The 20306-nt window shown below is 64.8% G+C and carries 18 protein-coding genes; 13 read left to right on the forward strand and 5 right to left on the reverse strand.

Annotation, left to right across the window (positions count from 1 at the left end; all coding sequences use genetic code 11):
- The first annotated feature begins 26 nt into the window (after positions 1-26).
- The 8 genes from IB258_RS17065 to IB258_RS17100 all read left to right on the forward strand — a co-directional run bounded on the left by IB258_RS17065 (position 27) and on the right by IB258_RS17100 (position 9341).
- Complete coding sequence (locus tag IB258_RS17065) at positions 27-1181, forward strand: polysaccharide biosynthesis/export family protein (protein ID WP_054455416.1); 1155 nt, start codon at positions 27-29, stop codon at positions 1179-1181.
- Positions 1182-1188: 7 nt separating this feature from the next.
- Positions 1189-2529 (forward strand): ABC transporter permease, encoded by a 1341-nt coding sequence (locus IB258_RS17070; protein ID WP_054455414.1) that lies wholly within the window; start codon positions 1189-1191, stop codon positions 2527-2529.
- A 9-nt stretch (positions 2530-2538) separates the two neighbouring features.
- Positions 2539-3255 (forward strand): ATPase, encoded by a 717-nt coding sequence (locus IB258_RS17075; RefSeq protein WP_054455412.1) that lies wholly within the window; start codon positions 2539-2541, stop codon positions 3253-3255.
- Positions 3233-4408, forward strand: coding sequence for a sugar ABC transporter (locus tag IB258_RS17080; RefSeq protein WP_119449878.1), 1176 nt, complete (start codon positions 3233-3235; stop codon positions 4406-4408). The genes IB258_RS17075 and IB258_RS17080 overlap by 23 nt, the downstream gene beginning before the upstream one ends.
- The gene (locus IB258_RS17085) at positions 4401-6305 is read left to right on the forward strand and encodes a Vi polysaccharide transport protein VexE (protein WP_192352933.1); all 1905 of its coding nucleotides are present in this window, start codon (positions 4401-4403) and stop codon (positions 6303-6305) included. The genes IB258_RS17080 and IB258_RS17085 overlap by 8 nt, the downstream gene beginning before the upstream one ends.
- 12 nt (positions 6306-6317) lie before the next feature.
- Complete coding sequence (locus IB258_RS17090; RefSeq protein ID WP_054455409.1) at positions 6318-7538, forward strand: polysaccharide lyase family 1 protein; 1221 nt, start codon at positions 6318-6320, stop codon at positions 7536-7538.
- 185 nt (positions 7539-7723) lie between these two features.
- Entirely contained in the window at positions 7724-7984 is a 261-nt protein-coding gene (locus tag IB258_RS17095; RefSeq protein ID WP_192353051.1) for a helix-turn-helix transcriptional regulator, read from the forward strand.
- A 4-nt stretch (positions 7985-7988) separates the two neighbouring features.
- Positions 7989-9341 (forward strand): type II toxin-antitoxin system HipA family toxin, encoded by a 1353-nt coding sequence (locus IB258_RS17100; RefSeq protein WP_192352934.1) that lies wholly within the window; start codon positions 7989-7991, stop codon positions 9339-9341.
- Positions 9342-9371: 30 nt separating this feature from the next.
- Here IB258_RS17100 and IB258_RS17105 read toward each other — a convergent pair whose 3' ends face one another.
- A complete protein-coding gene (locus IB258_RS17105) occupies positions 9372-10139 on the reverse strand; it encodes a helix-turn-helix transcriptional regulator (protein WP_192352935.1) in 768 nt (255 codons plus the stop codon).
- A 92-nt stretch (positions 10140-10231) separates the two neighbouring features.
- Here IB258_RS17105 and IB258_RS17110 point away from each other — a divergent pair, with 92 nt between their 5' ends.
- Positions 10232-11371, forward strand: coding sequence for an MFS transporter (locus tag IB258_RS17110; protein WP_192352936.1), 1140 nt, complete (start codon positions 10232-10234; stop codon positions 11369-11371).
- Between the two features lie 54 nt (positions 11372-11425).
- Here IB258_RS17110 and IB258_RS17115 read toward each other — a convergent pair whose 3' ends face one another.
- Positions 11426-11920 carry an Ohr family peroxiredoxin gene (locus tag IB258_RS17115; RefSeq protein WP_054455400.1) on the reverse strand — a complete coding sequence of 165 codons (495 nt, stop codon included), beginning with the start codon at positions 11918-11920 and terminating at the stop codon, positions 11426-11428.
- Between the two features lie 129 nt (positions 11921-12049).
- Positions 12050-12799, reverse strand: a complete 750-nt coding sequence (locus tag IB258_RS17120) for a Crp/Fnr family transcriptional regulator (protein WP_225588860.1) — start codon at positions 12797-12799, stop codon at positions 12050-12052.
- Positions 12800-12939: 140 nt separating this feature from the next.
- Here IB258_RS17120 and IB258_RS17125 point away from each other — a divergent pair, with 140 nt between their 5' ends.
- From IB258_RS17125 to IB258_RS17135, 3 genes are read left to right on the forward strand one after another with little or no spacing between them, the layout of a single operon-like run.
- Positions 12940-14163: an ABC transporter substrate-binding protein gene (locus tag IB258_RS17125; RefSeq protein WP_370126395.1), complete on the forward strand. Its 1224-nt coding sequence runs from the start codon at positions 12940-12942 to the stop codon at positions 14161-14163.
- 5 nt (positions 14164-14168) lie between these two features.
- On the forward strand, positions 14169-15083 hold the full coding sequence (locus IB258_RS17130) for a 3-keto-5-aminohexanoate cleavage protein (protein WP_119449882.1): 915 nt from the start codon (positions 14169-14171) through the stop codon (positions 15081-15083).
- Between the two features lie 12 nt (positions 15084-15095).
- The gene (locus tag IB258_RS17135; protein WP_192352937.1) at positions 15096-15872 is read left to right on the forward strand and encodes an SDR family oxidoreductase; all 777 of its coding nucleotides are present in this window, start codon (positions 15096-15098) and stop codon (positions 15870-15872) included.
- Between the two features lie 47 nt (positions 15873-15919).
- On the opposite strand, the gene IB258_RS17140 is transcribed toward IB258_RS17135, so the two are convergent.
- A complete protein-coding gene (locus IB258_RS17140) occupies positions 15920-17368 on the reverse strand; it encodes a DUF1254 domain-containing protein (RefSeq protein ID WP_192352938.1) in 1449 nt (482 codons plus the stop codon).
- Positions 17369-17435: 67 nt separating this feature from the next.
- Positions 17436-18959, reverse strand: coding sequence for a DUF1254 domain-containing protein (locus tag IB258_RS17145; RefSeq protein WP_192352939.1), 1524 nt, complete (start codon positions 18957-18959; stop codon positions 17436-17438).
- 351 nt (positions 18960-19310) lie between these two features.
- Between IB258_RS17145 and IB258_RS17150 the strand changes: the two genes are divergently transcribed.
- Positions 19311-20294, forward strand: coding sequence for a TerC family protein (locus IB258_RS17150; protein ID WP_054455394.1), 984 nt, complete (start codon positions 19311-19313; stop codon positions 20292-20294).
- The last annotated feature ends 12 nt before the right edge of the window (positions 20295-20306 follow it).

A 20306-nucleotide genomic window follows, 5' to 3' on the forward strand; every position in this document is an offset into this window, starting at 1 on the left:
TCAAGCTGCGGAAACGAAAGGATCTTATGCATATGTACGTCCCGGGTTCAGGGCTGCGACGCAAGGCAGCCCTGACCATGGTGGTTCTTGCCACGTTGACTCTCGCGGGGTGCCAGCTGCCCCGTTCCGGCCCGATGCTGAGCGAAATGACGGGCGCGCACGATGACAAGGACGTCATCGTGATGCCCGTCTCGCGCGAACTGGTGCAGGCCAGCCGGGTGCCCGATGTGGCCGATTTTCCCGTGCGCTACCGCGATCTCACGCAGGCCGGATTCGACCGCCTGGTTCCCGGCGACGGCATCAATGTGAAGGTTTGGGAGCGCGGCGGGCTGGGCGTGTTCGCGGCGGACCCCTCCGGCGTGAGCGACCTGGGCAACCAGGAGATCGACCCGGCAGGGAACGTGACGTTTCCCATCCTCGGCAAGTTCCACGCCGCCAACATGACCCTGGCGCAGCTGCATGATGCCGTCGTCGCTCGTCTGGCCAGGCTGGTTGTCGGCGCCGACGTGAGCGTGACGCGCGCCGCGGACGCGCGCGGCCAGATGGTGACGGTGCAGGGCAACCTGACCAAGCCCGGCATGTATCCCATCACCCAGACCTCGCAGCGCCTGAGCAGCGCGCTGGCCCAGGCCGCGCCGGTGCAGACGAACCCCGAACAGCTCGTCATCAGCCTGCGCCGCGACAACCAGGTGGCGTCGGTGCGGCTGTCGGATATCTACCGCAACCAGAACAACGACATCCTGCTGCGCGCGGGCGATGTCATCACCGCCTATGACTCGAAGGAGTACCTGACCGTGCTGGGCGCGGCCGGCACCCAGGGGCGCGTGGCCATCAGCAAGCGCAACTACAGCGTGCTGGATGCGCTGGCGGATTCCCGCGGCCTGGACGACAAGCTGGCGGACCCGCGTTCCGTGTTCCTGTTCACGCCTGCGAAGGCCGGCGCCGAGGGCAAGCCGGATCTGCTGCCGGTGGTCTATCAGTTCGATCTAACGCGTCCGGAGCAAGTGGCGCTGGCGCGCGAATTCACCGTGCAGGAAGGCCAGGCCATCTATATCTCGGATGCGCCGTTCACGCAGGTGCAGAAGGTGTTGTCCGCGTTCCGCGTCACGATGAGCGCCGGCTTCAGCGCCACGCGCGCCATTGACAGCGACTCGGGCGGCTCGTCCGGCATAAGCCAATAGCGTGTCGATGAGTAACGAGGACAGGATCAAGGGCTGGCGTTCGCGCCGTAAGGACAGTAGCTACGCAGTAGGATCCGGCGTCGCGGCCTGGCGCCTGGATCCGGCGGCATTGTTTGAAGCAAAGGCCACGCCGGCCGTCCTGCTCAAGCCCCTGGTCGCGCGCCTGCAGGGCGAGCCGCACGACTCCGTGGCTGCCCGGCGGGCGGTGTACGAGGCGGTGCAGGCGGAGCTGGACGCGGAGATCGCGCGCAGCAACGTCGATGAGACGCTGGCGGATTTTTCGCGCCGGCGCCTGCGCGTCATCGTGCGCCTGCTGGAAATGGATATCCGCGACGGCGTCGAAGTGTTCGCGCCCGGCTACATGCCAGCCAAGCTGGTGGCGGAAGACGAGCGGCTGGCCGCGGCGCATGCGCGCCGCGTGGATCGCCGCAAGCAGGACGAGGCGCGCGAAGCGCGCCGCCACGCCTCGCGCAACGACATTGCGCTGGAAGTCGAAGTGCCGCAGGACGAGGCCGGCGATCTCGCGATATTGCGGGCCCGCTTGCAGGACCTGCATGAAGGACATGATCCGAGCCATTCCGTGAAGGTCCGGCCGGTCGGCCGCACGCTGCTGGCGATGTTCATCTACCAGCTGCGCGTGATGCATGGCGAGAGCCGGATCGCCCTGGTATGGGCGCTGGTGGGCCCGGTCGTGCTGTTGACGCTGATTTCGTCGCTGTACATCCTGATGGGCACGCACTACATCATGGGCATGGACGTGCAGACGTTCTCGCTGCTGGGCGCGACGACCTGGATCATGTTCCGGCAGATCGCCTTCCGGAGCAGCACGGCCTACGTATCTGCCCGCGGTTTGCTGAACTTCCAGGGCGTTACTCCCTTGATGTGCGCGCTGGTGCAGGCGTTCATCTATGTGTCGGTATATCTGGTGGTGTTCCTGGTGCTGATCAGCGCGGGCCATGCGCTGGAACTCGTGACGCTGCCGAAAAGCTGGTCCGGCTTTCTGCTTTTCGTCGTATTGATGGGATGCTTCGGGGCTGCGCTGGGCGTGTTGTTCGGATCGATCGCGACCTACTGGCATTTTTTTCTCAGGCTCGCGCCGATCATTGAACGGTTTCTGCAGATCTTCGCGGCCGTGTTCTTTGTTTCGGAACAGTTGCCAGAGAACCTGCGGCCCTGGATGCTGTGGCTGCCTTTGGCGCACGGCATGCAGCTGCTGCGCTCCGCGTATTTCGAGGCTTACGCCTCGCACGATGCGAGCTTGGGATACTTCCTGACCTCGTTGGTTTTCTTGATGGTGCTTGCGTTGGCGGCCGAGCGGCTGGCCCGTCCCAACGTCCAGCCGATGTGAGGGAAGTGGATGATCCATTTCAATGGCGTCACTGACGAGCCCTATGCATTCGGAAGCAGGCAAGCGCTGCTTTCCAATGTCGATCTCGATATTCCGGTCGGGCGCTATGCGCTGCTGTCGCCCGCGCCGGAATTGCATCGCCAGATCGTCGATGTGCTGTGCGGCCTGCGGCCGCCGCGCCAGGGCTTCGTCAAGCACGATGGCAACGTGTCCTGGGCGATAGGCCGCCAGGGATTCATCCGCGGCAAGGCCAACGGCCTGAGCATGATCGACTTCGTCAGCGAGATGTACGAGATCGACGCGGATGCCACGCATGAACTGGTCGCGGACCTGGTCAGCGATCCCAGGACCCTGGCCAAGCCCATGGAGCATTGGCCGCTCTACGCGCGGCAGGAGTTTTCCTTCGCGCTGGCGCTGGCGCCGGCGTTCGATGTCTACGTGATCGAAGGGGCCATCCCTTTCGAGCCTTGCCGTTTCACCCGCCTGTGGCTGGCTCTGTTCGAAGAGCGCCTGGTCGGCCGGACACTCATTCTTTCCAGTTACCGCCAGAATCAGTTGGCGGACTATTGCTTCAAGGGTTTGATTTATGAACGAAGCGCACTCAGCATCGAAGACGACCTCGACCAGTGCATCCGCAGGTTCCCCCCGCGACGATCAAGGAGCGAATCCGGCACAGGCGACGACGTCCTCGGAGGCGGCTTCGATGAGGGCGGAATCGGCCTCTGAGGGCAGGTCCGAAATCGAACGCCGCCGCCGCGAGCGGCAATCGGCGCTGCGAGAGCGGCGCCGTCACCGCTGGATCAACACGCTCATCGTGCTGGCGCCGGTCGCGTGCGCCCTGGCGTATCTGCTGCTCTTCGCCACGCCCCGCTACGAGGCGGAATCGCGCTTTTTCGTGCAGTCGGCCTCCGGGCAGCAAGGCGGCGGGGGGGCTGCGGCCAGCCTGCTGACCACGGGCAACGCGGGCGGCATGCTCGGCGGCTTCGTGGATGGCTGGGCGGTCGCCGATTTCCTCAAGTCGCGCGATGCCATGCAGCAGCTCGACAAGAAGGTCGGCCTGCGCCAGTACCTGATCCGCGCGGGCATGGACCCTGTGAATCATCTTGCAGAGGACTCAAGCGAGGACGATCTCTATCGCGCCTACCAGGCCTCGGTAAAGGTCTCCTTCAACGCGCTGGAACAGATCGACGTATTGCGCGTGAGCGCGTTTTCCTCTGAGGATGCCGCGCTGCTGTCCCGGGCGTTGATCGAGCTGGCCGAGAGCTTCGTCAGCTCGATGAACGAGAAAGGCGTCGCCGACAAGCTGAAAGTGAGCGAGGAGGCGGTCAAGCTCGCGGAGCAGAAGGCGCTGGCCGCCCGGGAAACGCTGACAGCGTGGCGGACCACGCACGGCAACATCGATCCCACCGCCACGGTGACGATGCTGCTGAACCTGTCCAGCCAGCTCGAAGGGGAGCTCAACACCGCGCAGATCAATCTCGACAAGATCCGCGCGTTGGGCAACAAGGACCATTTCATGCTGCGGCCCGCCGAGATGCAGGTGGCTTCCCTGAAGAAGCGGATCGCGGCCGTGCGCCAGCGCCTGAGCGGCGCGGGCAACACGGAAGCGAAGCAGCTCAAGTCCTATGAAGCGCTGCGCAACGCCCAGGCGTTCGCGGATTCGAACCTGACCCTGGCGCAGCAGACCTACCAGCAGGCCATGACGGACACGCTGCGGCTGCAACGCTACCTGTCCATCATCGCGCAGCCAGTACCCACGGACCGCCCGAGCAGTCCGCGTACCGGAATCCTGCTGCTGCAGGCGCTGGCGCTGGGCTTTGTGCTGATGTTCATCGCTCGGGTGGCGTTGGCGTTGTTGAGGGGATTGCGTCATGGTTGATACGGCAATTGCGGATCGTCCCGCCGGCACTGATGCCACGGCACGCTTGCGTGACGTGATCAAGCAGATTCATTCCGCGGCCGAGCCGCTGAACGACATGCCCATGCTGGAGCCGGCGCTGCGCGAGGCCGCGGACGGTTGGCGCGACGCCCGCCGCTTGCTGGTTGCGCCCCTGGTGCGGGAAGGCAAGCTAGGCGCCGCGATCGCCGCGCTGGAGATCATGGTCGCGGTCTATCCCGCGCGCGCCGACGAGCGCCGCCTGCTCGCCAGCCTGTTCGGACGCACCGAGCAATGGGACCGCGCCATCGCCGAGGCGGATGCCGCCGCCGGCATCGAACCCGGCGCGGCGGCGCTGCATGCGGCGCGCATCCAGTTGCGGGTGCAGGCCGGCCGTGTGGCCGAGGCAGCCGAGGTCGCACGCGCGACCCGGAACCTGGCGGAAAACGAACCCGGCGAAGCCTACCCTTGGCTGATGGCTTTCGTGCGCAACGGCGATACTGCCGAGGCGGCCGGCATGGCTGCCGCCTTGGACCCGCGAGAACTGCCCAACGAGCGCGTGGCGACGATGGCGGTGCGCGCCTTGCTGGATGACGGCAGGGTGGAGGCGGCGATCCGCTTTGGCGGCGCAGCCCTGGACGCGGGCCACGACTGCGCGGTCCTGCGCTCGTCCCTGGGCCTGGCGCATCTGCGGCGCGGCAACGAAGATGACCGCAAGGTGCATGCGCTGGCGCACTTCGAGGCCGGCCTGAGCGCGGCGCCCGCGGATGTCAGGCTGCTGACGTTGCATGGCGAGACCCTGCTGCGCGCCGGACGCTACAAGGAAGCCCTGGCGCCGTTGAAGCAGGCCATCGACCTGGCGCCGGACCTGGAACAGACGCGGGCTTTCTACGCACGCGCGCTGCGCTACACGCTGCAGTACGACGCGGCGGCCGACCAGATGATGCATCTGCTGGAGAAGTCGCCCGAAAAGCAGCTCTGGCAGCGCGCGGCCATCAGCGCGCTGTCGCAGGCGGGGCGCAAGCAGGAGGCCGAGGCGCTCTTTGGACAGTACGTGGCGCAACGCGGCCAGCGGCTGCCGGCGACCTTCGACGAGGCCATGGCGCAGCTGGAGGAACGGCTGCACACCGCCCCGATCCCGCAGGCGCGCCTGGACTGGGCCTGGTCGATGCGCGGCGACACCAGTATCGACCGCGCGCAATGGGAGCGCCGTGCGCGCTGGGGCCACCTGGTGGACCACCTGCTGTTCGACTGGCTCGAATGCCGCGAGGAGAGCGTCGAAGAAGCCATGCAGGTGTTGGGAGAGCTGGATACCGGCGAACGCTTCTTTGCGCCGCTGCTGGCGGGGGGCAAGGGCGTGGTGGTGGCCACCGCGCACGTCGGTCCCATGTACGCCGGGTTGATGGCGCTGGAACTGGTGGGCATTCCGTCGCGTTGGCTGGCGACCGCGCCCAGCATCGCGCAGAGCAGCTACTCCGCAGCCCTGATCTCCACTGCCGACCAGACCGAGGCGCAGGTCGCCAAGGCCTGCATGCGCGCGTTGACTTCGGGCTATGTGCTATGCCTGGCGATAGACGGGGCGGCCAATCCGGCGGCGCCACGGACCACCTTCGAAGGACAGGACGTGACGTACTCCGGCTTCGCGGCCCACCTCGCGCATCGCATGGGCGTGCCCTCGGTGTTCTACGCACCGCGCTGGGAGAACGGTCGCGTCGCCTATACGCTGGAGATGTTGCCCGCGCCCAAGCCTGGCGAGGACGCCGAGGCGTATTCCCTGCGTTGGCAGCAGGCCTATTTCGAACGGCTCAGGGAGCATCTTGCCGGTCCTCCGGAAAACCTGCGCCTGAGCGGCGGCATCTGGCGCCACGTCACGGCCGCGGACAAGTCCGCGCAGCAATAGGAGCGAATGCCGATGAAGGCTGCAATCAAGACCGCGCGCTGGCTGCTTGTCCTGGCCATGTCGTACGGCGGGGCTGCGGCCGCCGCCGACGCATGCAAAAGTCCGGACGAGCATTGTCCGTCCGTCGCCGCGCTGCTGCAGCAGCGCGAGGGCTACGGCGCCCAGGCCACGGGCGGCCTGGGCGGAAAGTTCATCGACGTTACGTCCGATCAGGACTCGGGTCCCGGAACGCTGCGCGCCGCGCTCGCGCAGGCAAAGAAGGGACCCACCTGGATACGCTTCGCCTCCGACATGACCATCGTCCTGGATAAGCAGCTGCGCGTGCCGTCCAACACGACCATCGACGGGCGCGGCAAGCGCGTGACCCTGATCGACGACGGATTGGGCGTATATGGCAGCAAGAACGTCATCCTCACGCACCTGACCATAGACGGACGCTTGTCGCGGCTGACGCAAGCGGTGAACGTGGCCAACAACAGCCGCGACGTATGGGTGGACCACATGGATCTGTCGCGGATGTCGGACCGGCTGCTGAACGTGAAGAACGGTTCGACCGATGTGACGATCTCATGGACCAAGTTCCACAATTCCAACAAGGTCATGTTGCTCAACAACATCACCTCGAAGAACCTTTACGCAAACTACGACCGCGATTCGATCGCGCGCGTGACGCTGCACCATAACTACTTCCTCAACACCGTGCAGCGCAATCCGCGCGGGCAATTCGGCACCTTCCATCTCTTCAACAATCTGTTGGAAGACTGGGATTTCTACGGCATGAGTTTCAGCCTGGAGGCCAAGGCGCTGGTCGAAGGCAATATCTTCAAGAACTCCACGCAGCGCAAATGCGTGGAGCCCGAGTTCTTCCCGACGGTGGAAGGCATCAACGTGAACTACTGCCACTACATTCCCATCGCCGCCAAGCGCAGCGCGCTGGAAAACGGCGAATCGGACCGCGGAGCCTATGAAACGCGGAAGGACGAACACGGCTACACGCGGGACTATAAGGCCTTCCTGCGCCTGAAGGACAATCTGTACCTGGGCGATGCGAAGCCGGTGTTGCAGGACTACAGGCCCGAGGCTGCGCCGACGCCGCCCTATTGCTACGGCTACGAAAAGCCTACGACGGAGCTGGCGGAGAAGATCCGCAAGTACGCGGGGAATACGGGCGGCGATACGCCGTTGCCGGTGTCCAGGATCGGGACGGGTTGCGGGGGATCAGCAGGCCGGTAGTCGCCCGGTTCGCAGAAGCGGAGCCGGACCATGCCGGTTGAAGCCTGGCGTTATCCGCGAAATACAGCCTATGATTTGTTTTTAAGAAATACAAATCATAGGCTGTAAGAGAACCACAAATCACGTTGTGTATTTCAGGTTTACAGCCTAGACTTTGTATATCTGAAATACAGCTTGGGATTTGTATTATGGATTTCACCGTACGCACCGCGACACAATTGCCGGCCCTGCTCCAGGGGTTCCGCAAAGAGGCCGGCTTGACCCAGGCGGCCACGGCCTTGCGCCTTGGGGTCACACAACAGACCTTGTCCGCCCTGGAGCGCAATGCCGACAAGGTCAGCGCAGACCGGCTGCTGCAGCTGTTGAGCATCCTGGGGGTCGAAATGGTCTTGCGCCAGCAAGGGGCGCAGTCGGGACCCGAAACAACATACGAACCCAGCTGGTAAAGCCATGGGGCGACGTTCACACACGCAGGTCCTGGGCCTATGGATGAATGGCACCTATGTCGGAGAGTGGAGCAATCGACCCCACGCTGGCGAGGTCCTGCAGTACGACAAGGACTGGGTCGCCTCCGCGCCGGGCAGGCCCTTGTCGCTGTCCCTGCCCTTCACGCCGGGCAATGGCCCGCATCGCGGCGACGTCGTCCGCGCATACTTCGAAAACCTGCTGCCCGACAGCAAGGAAATCCGCGAACGGGTTGCGCGCCGGTTTCGGGCAGGCTCGACCGACGCGTTCGCCTTGCTTGCCGAGATCGGCCGCGATTGCGCGGGCGCCTTGCAGATCCTGCCTGCGGGAACAGCGCCTGCCGACGTGACGTCGGTGCAAGCCTCGCCCTTGAACGATGCCCAGGTTGCGCAGCTGTTGCGCAGCGTGCTGGCGCCGGCGCCTCTCGGCGGCCTGGCTATCGCTGAGAATGATTTCCGCATTTCCATCGCAGGTGCGCAAGAGAAGACCGCCTTGCTGCGGATGGACGGGCAATGGTGCTTGCCCCAAGGCGCCACGCCGACGACTCACATCCTCAAGTTGCCGTTGGGGCTGGTCGGCAATATGAAGTTCGACCTGAGCGAATCGGTGGAAAACGAATGGCTGTGCTCGGAGATCCTGGCTGCCTACGGCATGCCCGTGGCGCGCACGGAAGTACTCAGCTTCGAAGACGTGAAGGTGCTCGCCGTCGAACGTTTCGACCGCCGCTGGCAGGACGCCGAAAACGGAAAGCGTAGTCTCATCCGCCTGCCGCAGGAAGACATGTGCCAGGCCACCGGCACCCCGCCGCACCTGAAGTACGAGGCGGACGGCGGACCCGGCATCGACCGCATCATGAGTCTGCTCGAAACCTCGCGCCACGCAGAGCAAGACCGGCGGACGTTTTTCCAGGCCCAGGTCCTGTTCTGGATGCTGTGCGCAACGGACGGCCACGCGAAGAACTTCAGCCTGTTCCTGCGGCCTGGCGGGGCCTACGAACTTACGCCGCTATACGACGTGCTGTCCGCTTATCCGATCCTGGGCGAAGGGCCAGGCAAACTGTCGCCCGTCCGCGCGAAGATGGCGATGGCGGTGCGTTCGAAGAACCCGCATTGGCGCATGCGCGACATCCAGCGGCGCCACTGGCTGACGGTGGGCGCGCGACATGGCGTCGTGACGCCGGACGGCCAGGGAGTCCAGTTCGTCGTGGACGATCTGATCGCGCGCACGCCCGAGGCGGTGCGCATGGTCCGCGCCAGATTGCCGCCCGGATTTCCGCAGGCGGTGGCAGACGGCATACTCGGCGGCTTGCAGGCGGCGGCGGACAGGCTCGCCGCGTAGCTTTGCCGCGTGCGTAGCGGCTACTGCAATTCATCGCTCATTGAGTACATACCGCCCCGGCGTTTCCCCCGTCATCTGGCGGAAGTACGCAATGAACGCGCTGTCGCTGGAAAAGCCCAGATCGAACGCCACTGCGGTCACGCTCTGGCCCGCAACCAGCAGATCCACGGCGCGCAGCAGGCGCCAGAGTTGCCGCCAGGCCTGATAGCTCATGCCGGTCTCACGCTGGAAGATGCGTGTAATGGTGCGCGCGCTCGCGCCGACGCGTTGCGACAGGGTTTCCAGTTCGGGCGGCAGTTCCTCCAGGTCCAGACCGGCCAGGCGGCGGTCCGTGGGTACGGGCAGCAGCATGGGTTCCCGTCTTGCCGCGCGCAATTCGTCCATGCAGACGGCCAGCAGGTTGCGCGGCGCGCCCTGGGACCAGTCGGTGTCGAAGGGTTCCAGGCTGATGCGCTCGAAGACCTCGCGCAATAGCGGCGTCATCGAGAGTATGGCGGCGGCGGCCGCCGGCGCCGCGACACGCGCCAGGTCCAGATAGATCGAGCGGTACTCGACTTCGCTGCGGATCAGGACGCGGTGCTCGGTTCCTGGCGGTATCCACGCCACGCGGATCGGAGGCAGCACCGCGATCAACCCCGGCATTGCGAGGCGGATGGAGCCGGCGTGGGCGAAGAGCAGCTGGCCCCGGCCGTGGCTATGCGGGCCGGAATCGTGCCGTATCAGGCGCGACGCGATGCCCGTCACCGGCTGGGCCATGGCGTCGGGGTTGAATGCGTCGGTGGGTGCAAGCCTGGCCATTTGTCCGAGTTCCGATGTTTTTTGTCTTCCTGGCTACAACGGCGACGGCAGCGCCCGGCTAAAAAACGGGCTCTACGTTTACCGATACCGCCATGTTCCGCCGTCCGCCTCTTGTGCTCGTTATCCTGCTGCTGAGTTTTCCGCAGATCGTCGAGACGATGTACAGCCCCGCTTTGCCGTTGATCGCAACTGCCTATCGAGCCACACCAGAGGAAGCTGCGCAGACGCTGTCGCTCTGGTTTGTGGCTTTTGCCTTCGGCGTGGTGGTTTGGGGCCGTCTATGTGATTCCAGGGGCCGCCGGCCGGCGCTGCTGGCAGGGCTGGCGCTATATGCGCTGGGCGCGGGCTGGGCCATGGCGGCGGGCGATTTCACGCAGTTGCTCGCGGCCAGATTGATCTGCGCCTTCGGCGCGGCCGCGGGCTCAATCGTAACGCAGACGGCGCTGCGGGATAGCTATCAGGGTCCGGCGTTGGCCCGCGTCTTCTCGATTCTGGGAATGGCGTTGGCCGCGAGCCCTGCCGTCGGCATGTATGCCGGTCAAGAGATCGCGGCGGCCGGCGGGGTCCAGGGCGTTTTCCTCGCGCTTGTCCTGCTCGCGGTGGCGCTGCTGGGGGCCAGCGCGTTGCGCTGGCCGGAAACTCGGCCTCTGCCGCACACGGCGGCGCCCTTCTGGCCGACGCTGCGCGCCATGCTGCAAGACCGGGCGATCTGGCGCAGCGCGACGCTGATCGCCATTTTCAACCTGGCGATCTTCGGCTATTACCAGCTGGGTCCTTTTCTTTTCGCCCGCTCGCAGGAGGCCTGGTTGGGTTTCGGTGAAAGCGGCCTGGCGCTGGCCGCGGCATCGCTGTGCGGCGCAGCCCTCAACACGGCGTTGCTGCGGCGGGGGGTAGCGTCCGAACGCCTCGTCCTGCTGGGTATCGGTCTGATGGCGCTAGGTGCGGCGCTGGTCGCCGCGCTTATCGGGAGTTCCGCGTTTCTCATCGGAATGGCCTTGATCGCGGCGGCCTACGCGATCGCGATTCCCAACGTCTTGGCGCATGCACTATGCGCCTATGTGCATGTCGCGGGGACTGCTGGCGCGATCCTGAGCCTGGTCTATTACAACCTGCTTGGAGTTGGGCTGGTCCTTGCCGGACGAGGGCAAAGGCTGGATGTGTTGCTGGGCGGGTGTGCGGCGCTTGCAGCGATCACGTATGTGACGAAGACGCGGCAAGTCGAAGGTCGGTGACAGGACCGCTGCCATTGATGCATCCGGTCCCGTTCGAGCGAGGGTGCCTGGCTTTCAGCTGAGATGCACCGACGACGCGATCCCCTGGTCCGCCATCTTCGAGTACGGGCAGATCGATTCCGTCTCGTGGACCAACGCCAGGGCGACGTCCTTGGGCAGCCCGGGCAAGGAAATCTCCAGCCTGGCCTTGATGCAGAACAGGCCGTCGAAGGCTTCGCGCGCGAAAGTCGTGGTGCAGTGGATGGCGAAATCCGCCGGCAGCGGGACGCGGTTCTTCGTGGCGACCAGCTTCATGGCGCCATGAAAGCATGCGGCAAAGCCGGCTGCGAATAATTGCTCGGGATTGGTGCCGCCGCCATTGCCGCCCAACTCCTTGGGTAGCCTGAGTTCGAGTTCCAGTTCGCCGTCGTTGGAGACCGCTCTGCCGGACGATCTGCCGTGTCCGGAGGCGCCGCCGGTTACGGAGACGGTGGTCGTGTACAGGGGCAGGTCCTCAGCGCCGGCATAGGGCTCCAGGAGCGAAACAGAGGGCGCGGACGGGGCTTTCATGGGAACTCCTCAAGTGCGGATAAGCGGTTGGTTTTTTTCCGCGGCAACTATAGAGTTGTCCCCAACAGGCGCAAAGACAGAATTTCTGTTCTGACTGGCATCTTTTCTTGTACCGTCGACGCCAGCTTCCTAGGCGCTCTTCTTGACATTGGCAAGCCGGTGCAACTCGTCCACATCAAGGATGGCCAGCCCGCCATAGTAGGTTTCCAGCACGCCCGCGCGGGCGAGTCGCGCAAGCGCTGCATTGCAGCGTTGCCGCGAAATGCCGCACAAGCCGGCGATTTCTTCCTGGGAGACCTTCAGTCGTCCATTCGTGCCGGAATGTCTTTCCGCGTTGAACTGCGCGGCGACTGCGCGCGCCACCGTCGTGTCGACGTCGAGCAGCACGTTGGACGTGAAGCTGCTCATCAGCCAGTCCACGCGCTGCGCTAGATGCATCATCAGCGCCTTGGTGAATTCGATGTTGTTGTTCCAGAGCCGTTCACAGGTCTCGCGCGGCAATATCACGATCTGGCTGGGCCGGAGCGCGACCACCTCGTACTCGAACCGCTCGCGACGGATCATGGTGGCTTCGCCGAACCAGCTGCCGGTGCTGAAGCCGGCCAGGGACAGGGACTTGCCGTCCGCGCCGGGCGAGGACCATTTCACCAGGCCTTGCACCACGCCGTACCATCCTGGCGAACGGCTGCCCGCGCGGAACAGGAACTCGCCCGCGGCCAGGGTCACCACGCGCAATTCGGCGCGGATCAGGTCGCGTTCGAGTTCCGGCAGGCCCTTGTACCAAGGGACGACGTCGAGCATCTTGTCCACCGCGCCTTGCGCGCGCCGCCGCCGTGCGCTCAAGGGTTCGTCGCCGGCGTCGGCAAGCCGTTCGCCCATGTGTGCCTCCTTCTTAGCCGTTGTGGCGCCGCTCAGGTAAACCCTAGGGCGCTTTGTCACCATGATGACTGTCCGCGGTCTGGGGCCGGCACCAGAATAGCCGAGGTGCCAGACGCCAAAATCCACAAGAGGAGACAAGCATGTTGCCCATGCAAGGCATGATGTCCCGCAGCGCCCTGGCCTGCGGCCTGGCCGTGACGCTGCTGCACGCCCCTGCGGTCCAGGCGCAGATTTCAGACGATGTTATTCGAATCGGCTTCATCACCGACATGTCGGGCGTGTACTCGGGGCCGGATGGCCCCGGCGGCGCCGAGGCCATCAAGATGGCGATCCAGGAGATGGGCGGCGAGATCAACGGCAAGAAGATCGAGCTGCTGACGGCCGACCATCAGAACAAGGCGGACATCGCCTCGGCCAAGGCGCGTGAATGGTTTGACCAGGCAGGTCTGGACATGCTGATCGGCGGCACCAATTCCAGTACGGCGCTGGCCATGTCCAAGGTCGCCGCTGACAAGAAGCGGCCCATCATCGTGGTGGGCGCGGGCGCGCCGGCGCTGACCAATGAACAATGCACGCCCTACACGCTGAACTACGCCTACGACACCGTGGCGCAGGCGCGCGGTACGGGCGCGGCCGTGGTCAAGGCAGGCGGCAAGAGCTGGTACTTCCTGACTGCCGATTACGCCTTTGGCCACGCATTGCAGGCGGACACGACCAAGGTGGTCCAGGCCGGCGGCGGCACGGTGGTGGGATCGGTCAAGCATCCGCTATCGGCCAGCGACTTTTCTTCGTTCCTGCTGCAGGCGCAAAGCAGCAAGGCGGAGATCCTGGCCCTGGCGAACGCCGGCGCGGACGCGACCAACTCGATCAAGGCCGCCAACGAATTCGGCATCACCAAGACCATGCGCCTGGCCGGCCTGATCATGTTCATCAACGATATCCACGCCATGGGGCTGCCCGCCTCGCAAGGCATGTACCTGACCGATAGCTGGTACTGGAATGCGTCGGACGAGACCCGCGCCTGGGCCCGCGCCTTCTTTGAAAAACGCAAGGCCATGCCCTCCTCGTTGCAGGCGGCCGACTACTCGGCGGCGCTGCAATACCTGCGCGCGGTCAAGGCCACGGGTACGGATGATGCCGACCGCGTGCTGGCCTATCTGCGCGAAAACAAGCTGAACGACGTTTACATCAAGAACGGCGTGGTGCGGCCGGATGGTCGCGTCGTGCACGACATGTACTTGCTGCAGGTCAAGACGCCGGAACAATCCAAGGAGCCCTGGGACTACTTCAACGTCGTGCAGACCATCGACGGCAACCAGGCATTCACCACCAAGGAAGAGAGCCGCTGCGCGCTCTGGAAGTAACCCTCATGAGCAAACGTAAAGTCATCGTGACCATCGCCCCGACCGGGGGCATGGCATTCAAAAGCCAGAATCCGCACCTGCCCACGCAGCCGCTGGAAATCGCGGAGGACGTGTACCGCTGCTATAACGCGGGCGCCAGCGTGGTGGCGCTGCATGCGCGCCGTCCCGACGACCAGGCGACCTGCGACGCTTCGGTGTACCGGGAAATGAACCGGCTCATCCGCGACCGCTGCGACATCGTGCTGAACAACTCCACCGGCGGCGGCGTGCATGGCGACATGGTCAAGGAAACCTCTCCCGGCACGTGGGAGATCCTGTGGGAGGAGCGGCTCAAGGGCATGGACGCCGGCGCCGAGATGTGCACGCTGGACGCCACGACCTTGAACCTTGCGTTCGGCGACCGCGAATACCTGATGAACACGCCGCTCACCAAGGCCCGCGAACTGGCCGCCGGCATGCAGGCGCGCGGCATCAAGCCCGAATGGGAAGTCTTCAGCCCCACGCACATCCTGCAGGACGCCACGACGCTGATCGAAGAAGGGCTGGACGAAGGGCCACACTTCATCAACCTGGTCATGAACGTGCACCGCAACTTCCAGAATGCCATGCCGTTCTCGGTGCGGCATTTGCAGATGATGGTGGACCTGCTGCCCAGGAACAGCATCTTCTGCGTCAGCGGCATCGGCCCCGCGCAGCTGGAGGCCAACATGGCCGCCCTGCTGCTGGGCGGCCACGCGCGGGTCGGCCTGGAAGACAACCTGTACTACCGCCACGGCGAACTGGCCACCAACGTCCAATTGACCGAGCGCATCGTGCGCATCATCCGTGAAATGGACATGGAACCCGCCACGCCAGCCGAAGCGCGCGAGATCCTGGGACTGCCGCTCAAGAGCGGAATCCGGCCCGAGTTCGCGCTCTGACCAGGAAAAGCCATGAGCAATTCACTGCAAGGAAAGCGCGTCCTCATCACCGCGGGCGCGCAAGGCATAGGCTTGGCGATCGCACGCAAGTTTCTGGAGGAGGGCGCCGAGGTGCACGTCTGCGACGTGGACGAAGCGGCTTGCAAGGCCGCTGCCGCAGCGCATCCAAGCCTGGGCGTCAGCGTGACGGACGTATCCAGCGAAGCGCAGGTCCAAGCCATGTTCGGCGAACTGGCCCGGAAATGGGGCAAGCTCGATGCCTTGGTCAACAATGCTGGCGTGGCCGGCCCGACCAACCGGCTGGAGGAAACCGCGCTGGACGCGTGGCAGCGCACGCTGGATGTCAACCTGACCGGAACCTTCCTGTGCGCGCGCAGCGCCGTGCCGCTGCTGCGGGCGGCAGGCGGCGGGTCCATCGTCAACATCTCGTCCGTCGCGGGCAGGCTGGGCTTTTCGCTGCGCACGCCCTATAGCGCCAGCAAGTTCGGGTTGGCTGGCCTGACGCAGACCTGGGCCATGGAGCTGGGGCCGTCGAACATCCGCGTCAATTCCGTGCTGCCGGGCGTGGTGTCGGGCGACCGGGTTGAGCGGGTCATCGCGGCCCGCGCCGCGGCCGGCGGCGTGAGCAACGACGCCATGCGCGAGCAGCTTGTGGACAAGGTGTCGTTGCGCCGCATGACCAGCCCGCAGGACGTCGCCAATCAGGTGGCGTATCTGTGTTCAGACGAAGGCGCCATCATCAGCGGCCAAAGCATTTCCGTCTGCGGCAACGTGGAATACCTGGGCTGAGTTGCCGATCGCGCCATGGCCGTTGGCGCGATCGGAGTCTTGCCGCTCTATTTGCCGCTGCGCTGGAAGTCGCCAGGCTTCCAGCTCTTGTCGAAGGCGGCCGCTTCGGGACCGTAGATGCGGAAATAGGCGAACCAGCCCTGGCCGGGATTGGTCTTGATCCAGCGATTCTCCTGGCCCGCCGGCGCCTTGGGGCCGAAGTAGAGCGTGAGCGGCTTGCCCTGATCGACGTCCTTCAGTTCGAACAGCGAGCGCAGCGCGGCCTTGTCCTGGTCGGTTTGCACCTGTGAGCGGGTCTTGCTGTCGTACAGCGTGACCGACCAGAACAGCTTGCCCGGCACGGGCTGCGGCACGACCAGGGTGTACTGCTTGCCGCCGTCCAGATAGGCGCCCTGCGCGTCGCGTGCGCCCAGCCAATAGAGCGAGCCGGCGCCAGGGTCGCGGCGGAACATGGCGGGCGAGGTCACGATGGCCTGCGCGAACCAGCGGTCGCGGGCATCCAGGTCTACGCCGGCGGGCGTCTCGAATTGGGCGCTGCCGGGTACGAGGCCCACCCATTCCCATTGGCGGTCCGGCCAGGCCTTGCGGTCGGCGCGGTCGCTGTCGAACGCAGCTACCAGCATCTGGTCGCGGCCCAGGCGTGCGGCCTGGGTCAGTGTTTCTTTCAGCTTGGCATCCGGCTTGAAGGGCTTGCCTTTCTCTATGCCCAGCTCGGCCAGCAAGCCGTACATCGGGCGCGCGCCGGCCGCGACGGGTTCTTCCTGGACGACCTTGTTCAGCACTTCCCAGAAACGGAAGTTGTCCTCCCATTTCAGGGACGAGTTGTCCAAAGCGATGCGGCTGGTGTCGATAGGGGCCAGCGGCTGGCCGGCCGCGCCCTGTTCGTTCCAGGGGTAGATCTTGACGGCGCGTAGCGCTTCGAGCGCCTTGGGCAAGTCGCCGCCGACCGGCATGGAGCGCACGGCGAGCAGGTTCTTCAGCGAGGGGGAGCGGCCTACGTAATAGCCTTCGGGCGTCTTGCCTTCGTAGCCGGGGGGCAGGATGAGATGCTTGCCACCCTTGCCCGCGTCGGGTCCCGGCAGCCCCAGGTCCTGTACCCAGCCCTGGTTGTGGTCGTTGACCAGACCTATGTAGGCGCCAGGAGGCAGTTCGACGACCATCGGCCCCTGGCTCAGGTCGAGCACGGCCGAGCCGTAAGGCGTGTCTGAATTGAGGGTAAAGCCGACCTGGCGCGGCCCGGTGGCGGCAATGCCCCACTGCTTGCCGTCTTCGATGCCGGCAGCGCGGTTGCCGTTGAAGATGCCCTCCACCGAAACGGTGGGGTACCAATACCGATAGGCGATCAAGGCGCGCTGCAGCGTCTGGTCGGCGCGCACTTGCTGCGAGGTCTGCGGCGTGGGATAGCCGCGTTCGAAACGATAGGGCGCGGCATCCTTGGCATGCGCGGCTCCCGCGCAAACCAATGCCAGTGCGACGGTCAGGGTACGGTTCATCATGGTGCTCCGGTCTCCGGACTTCAGGTTGGGGACGAAAGGGACGGTCGTGGTTCGGGGTGAAAATTCTTTAGCGCGCGGACTCGATATCGTTGAGCTTCCAGGTCTTGTCGAACCAGGGCTGCATGGGACCGTAGAGTCGGAAAATCACCATCCAGCTCTTGCCGGGAATGGTCTGGATCCAGTTCTGTTCCTTGCCCGCAGGGGGCTTGGGGCCAAAGTAAAGATCGACCGAACCGTCCGCGTTGGCATGCAGCTGCTTTTCGCTGGACAGGCTGGGGAACGGCTGGTCCGTCTGCAGCATGGAGCGCGTCTGCGTGTCGTAGACCACCACTGACCAGAAATCCTTGGCGGGCACATTCGGCGGGACACGCAGCACGTACTGGCGGCTTCCGTCCAGCGGTTTGCCCTGCGCGTCATAGTTGGCCGCGGCGTATTGCGAGCCGATGCCGGGCATGGCGACGGCCATGGCCGGCGTGTCTATGGTCGCGGCATAGAAGAACATGGTGCGGGCGTCAAAATTGCGCGCGCCGTCGTTCAGCCATTCATAGCTGCCGCCCACGAAGGGCGTGTTCCAGTGCCGATCCGGGTAGATACGCGTGGCGGGGTCACGGTTGGCGAAATCGATGGCGCGCGCCGTGGCGTTGCCCACGGCCACGGCGTCGGTCAGGATGGCCTTCATGCGCGCGTCCGGCGAGAACGCTTGCCCCTTGCGCATCCCGATCGCGGCATACAGGCCGGTCATGTCTGGGCCATAAGCGCCTGCCGGCTCTTCCTGGATGATCTGGTTCACCTCGTCGAAAAAGGTGAAGTTATTGGCATGGATGGTGTTCATCACTTTGCCGGACAGGTTGATGAAGCGGGTCGGAGGCGGCGCGCCAGCCTGACTGTAGGGATAGACGCGCAGGCCGGCCTTGACGCTCTGTACGCCGGGCGCGGGATCGCCGTTCTTCATGAAGGCCCGGCCGAACAGCAGGTTGCCGTAGGTGGGGGAATGCTGCACGAAATAGCCTTGCGCCGGCAGTGGGCCCTTGTATCCGGGCGGCACGAACAAATACTTGCCGCCTTTGCCCCTGTCCGGCCCTGCATTGCCCATGTCGGTCACATAGCGGAACCAGAAGTCGTCGACCACGCCCAGGATGCCGGGCGGGGTTTCGACGACCATTGGGCCGTCCTTCAGGTCCATCCAGTTCCAGAAGTACACGGTCTCGGTGTTGGCCGTGAGGAACAGGGAATGCGAATCCATCAACGTTTCGAAGATGCCGACGGTGCTGCCGGTGGCGCCTGCCTCGCGCAGGCCGGCGCGGATCGAGACCATGGACGCGCCGGGGATGCCGTTCAGAAACGCCTCGACCCCGCGCAGGAAATCCAGGTTGTCATAGACCTTGCGGGCGGTTTCCGGAGTAGGCACGCCGTCGAAGAAATCCAGGCGGCCGATACGGGTGTCGACCTTGGCCGGCGTCAGTATCTGCGGTGGCGTCGGCGTACTCATCTTGTAGGCGCCGGGGCGCTCCGGCGGTCCGGCGCAGGCGGTCAGCAGGGTTAGGGCGGCCAGGGCCAGGACGGGCGGACATGTGCGGCGGGCAGTACGCATACGGTCTCCACGAACAGGAACGCGGGAAGCCACTGCCGTCCACAACATAGCGGTGCGACCTCGTTCCTTGCGTTTCAGTACAGTTCAAAAGTGACCAGCACGGGCAAAGCGACGAGCGTCGCATGTCGTTTAGTTTCCGATCAAATAGGGACGGCGTCAATATTCTGGATCGGAAGCGCTTGCCACATCGAACCGGAGCAGGAGCCAGGAGCGCGGTTCCGAAAAACCTGAGCGTCAGTTCGATCCAGGCGAATTGTTCGGCGCTTCCCGAAGTTCTAGACTGAATTCGTACATGCATTGTGTACCGCTGGCTGTCGCATAGCGGTTTTGCAGCGACGGCGGGAGGTCCTGATGAATCGGGTCGAGACCTTTGCCACCCTGCCGATGTGGGCGGGGTTCGTAGGCTTTGTGCTGGTCGTGCTGGCGCTGGATCTCTACGTGCTGGGAGGCCGCCATGCGCACCGCGTGCGGCCCCGCGAAGCGTTGTTCTGGGTGGGCGTATGGATGGCGCTGGCCGCGTTGTTCGGCGCCCTGATGTGGTGGTATCTGGATGCCACCCTGGGGCGCGACATTGCGCACCGGAAAACGCTGGAGTTCTATACCGGCTACCTGATCGAACTGTCCCTGTCCGTGGACAACATGTTCGTGTTCTCGCTGATCTTCGGCTATTTCGTGGTGCCGCTGGAATTGCAGCGCCGGGTACTGCTGTACGGCGTGCTGGGCGCCATCGTGATGCGGGTCGGCATGATCCTGGCGGGCGTCTGGCTGCTGTCGAAATTCGACTGGCTGTTCTATGTGTTCGGCGTGCTGCTGGTGGCGACGGGAGCGAAGATGCTGGCCCGGGCGGACCATCAGCCTGACATTGCCCGCAATCCGCTGGTGCGCCTGTTGCGCTCGTCGATGCGCATCACCAAGGATTATCACGGCGAGTCGTTCTTTGTGCGCATCGGCGGCCTGCGGCATGCCACGCCCATGTTCGTCGTGCTGCTGATGATAGAGGCGAGCGACGTGGTGTTCGCGGTCGACAGCATTCCCGCCATCTTCGCCGTCACCACCGACCCGTTCCTGGTCTTTACTTCCAACATCTTCGCCATCATGGGCCTGCGGGCGCTGTACTTCCTGCTGGCCGACATGCGCGAACGTTTCCGCTACCTCAAGCACGGACTTGCCGCGGTGCTCATCATCATCGGCGGCAAGATGCTGGCCGCGCCATGGTTCCATGTGCCGGTGCAGTGGTCGCTAGGGGCGGTAGGCCTTATCCTGCTGGCATCCGTGGGCGCCAGCCTGATCCTGCCCAGACGGGCCGCGGCCAGGGCTGCGCGCCATAAGGGATGAGTCCCACGAACC

This window comes from Achromobacter sp. ACM02 (genome assembly GCF_014851605.1).
GTDB classification, from domain to species: domain Bacteria; phylum Pseudomonadota; class Gammaproteobacteria; order Burkholderiales; family Burkholderiaceae_B; genus Achromobacter; species Achromobacter aegrifaciens.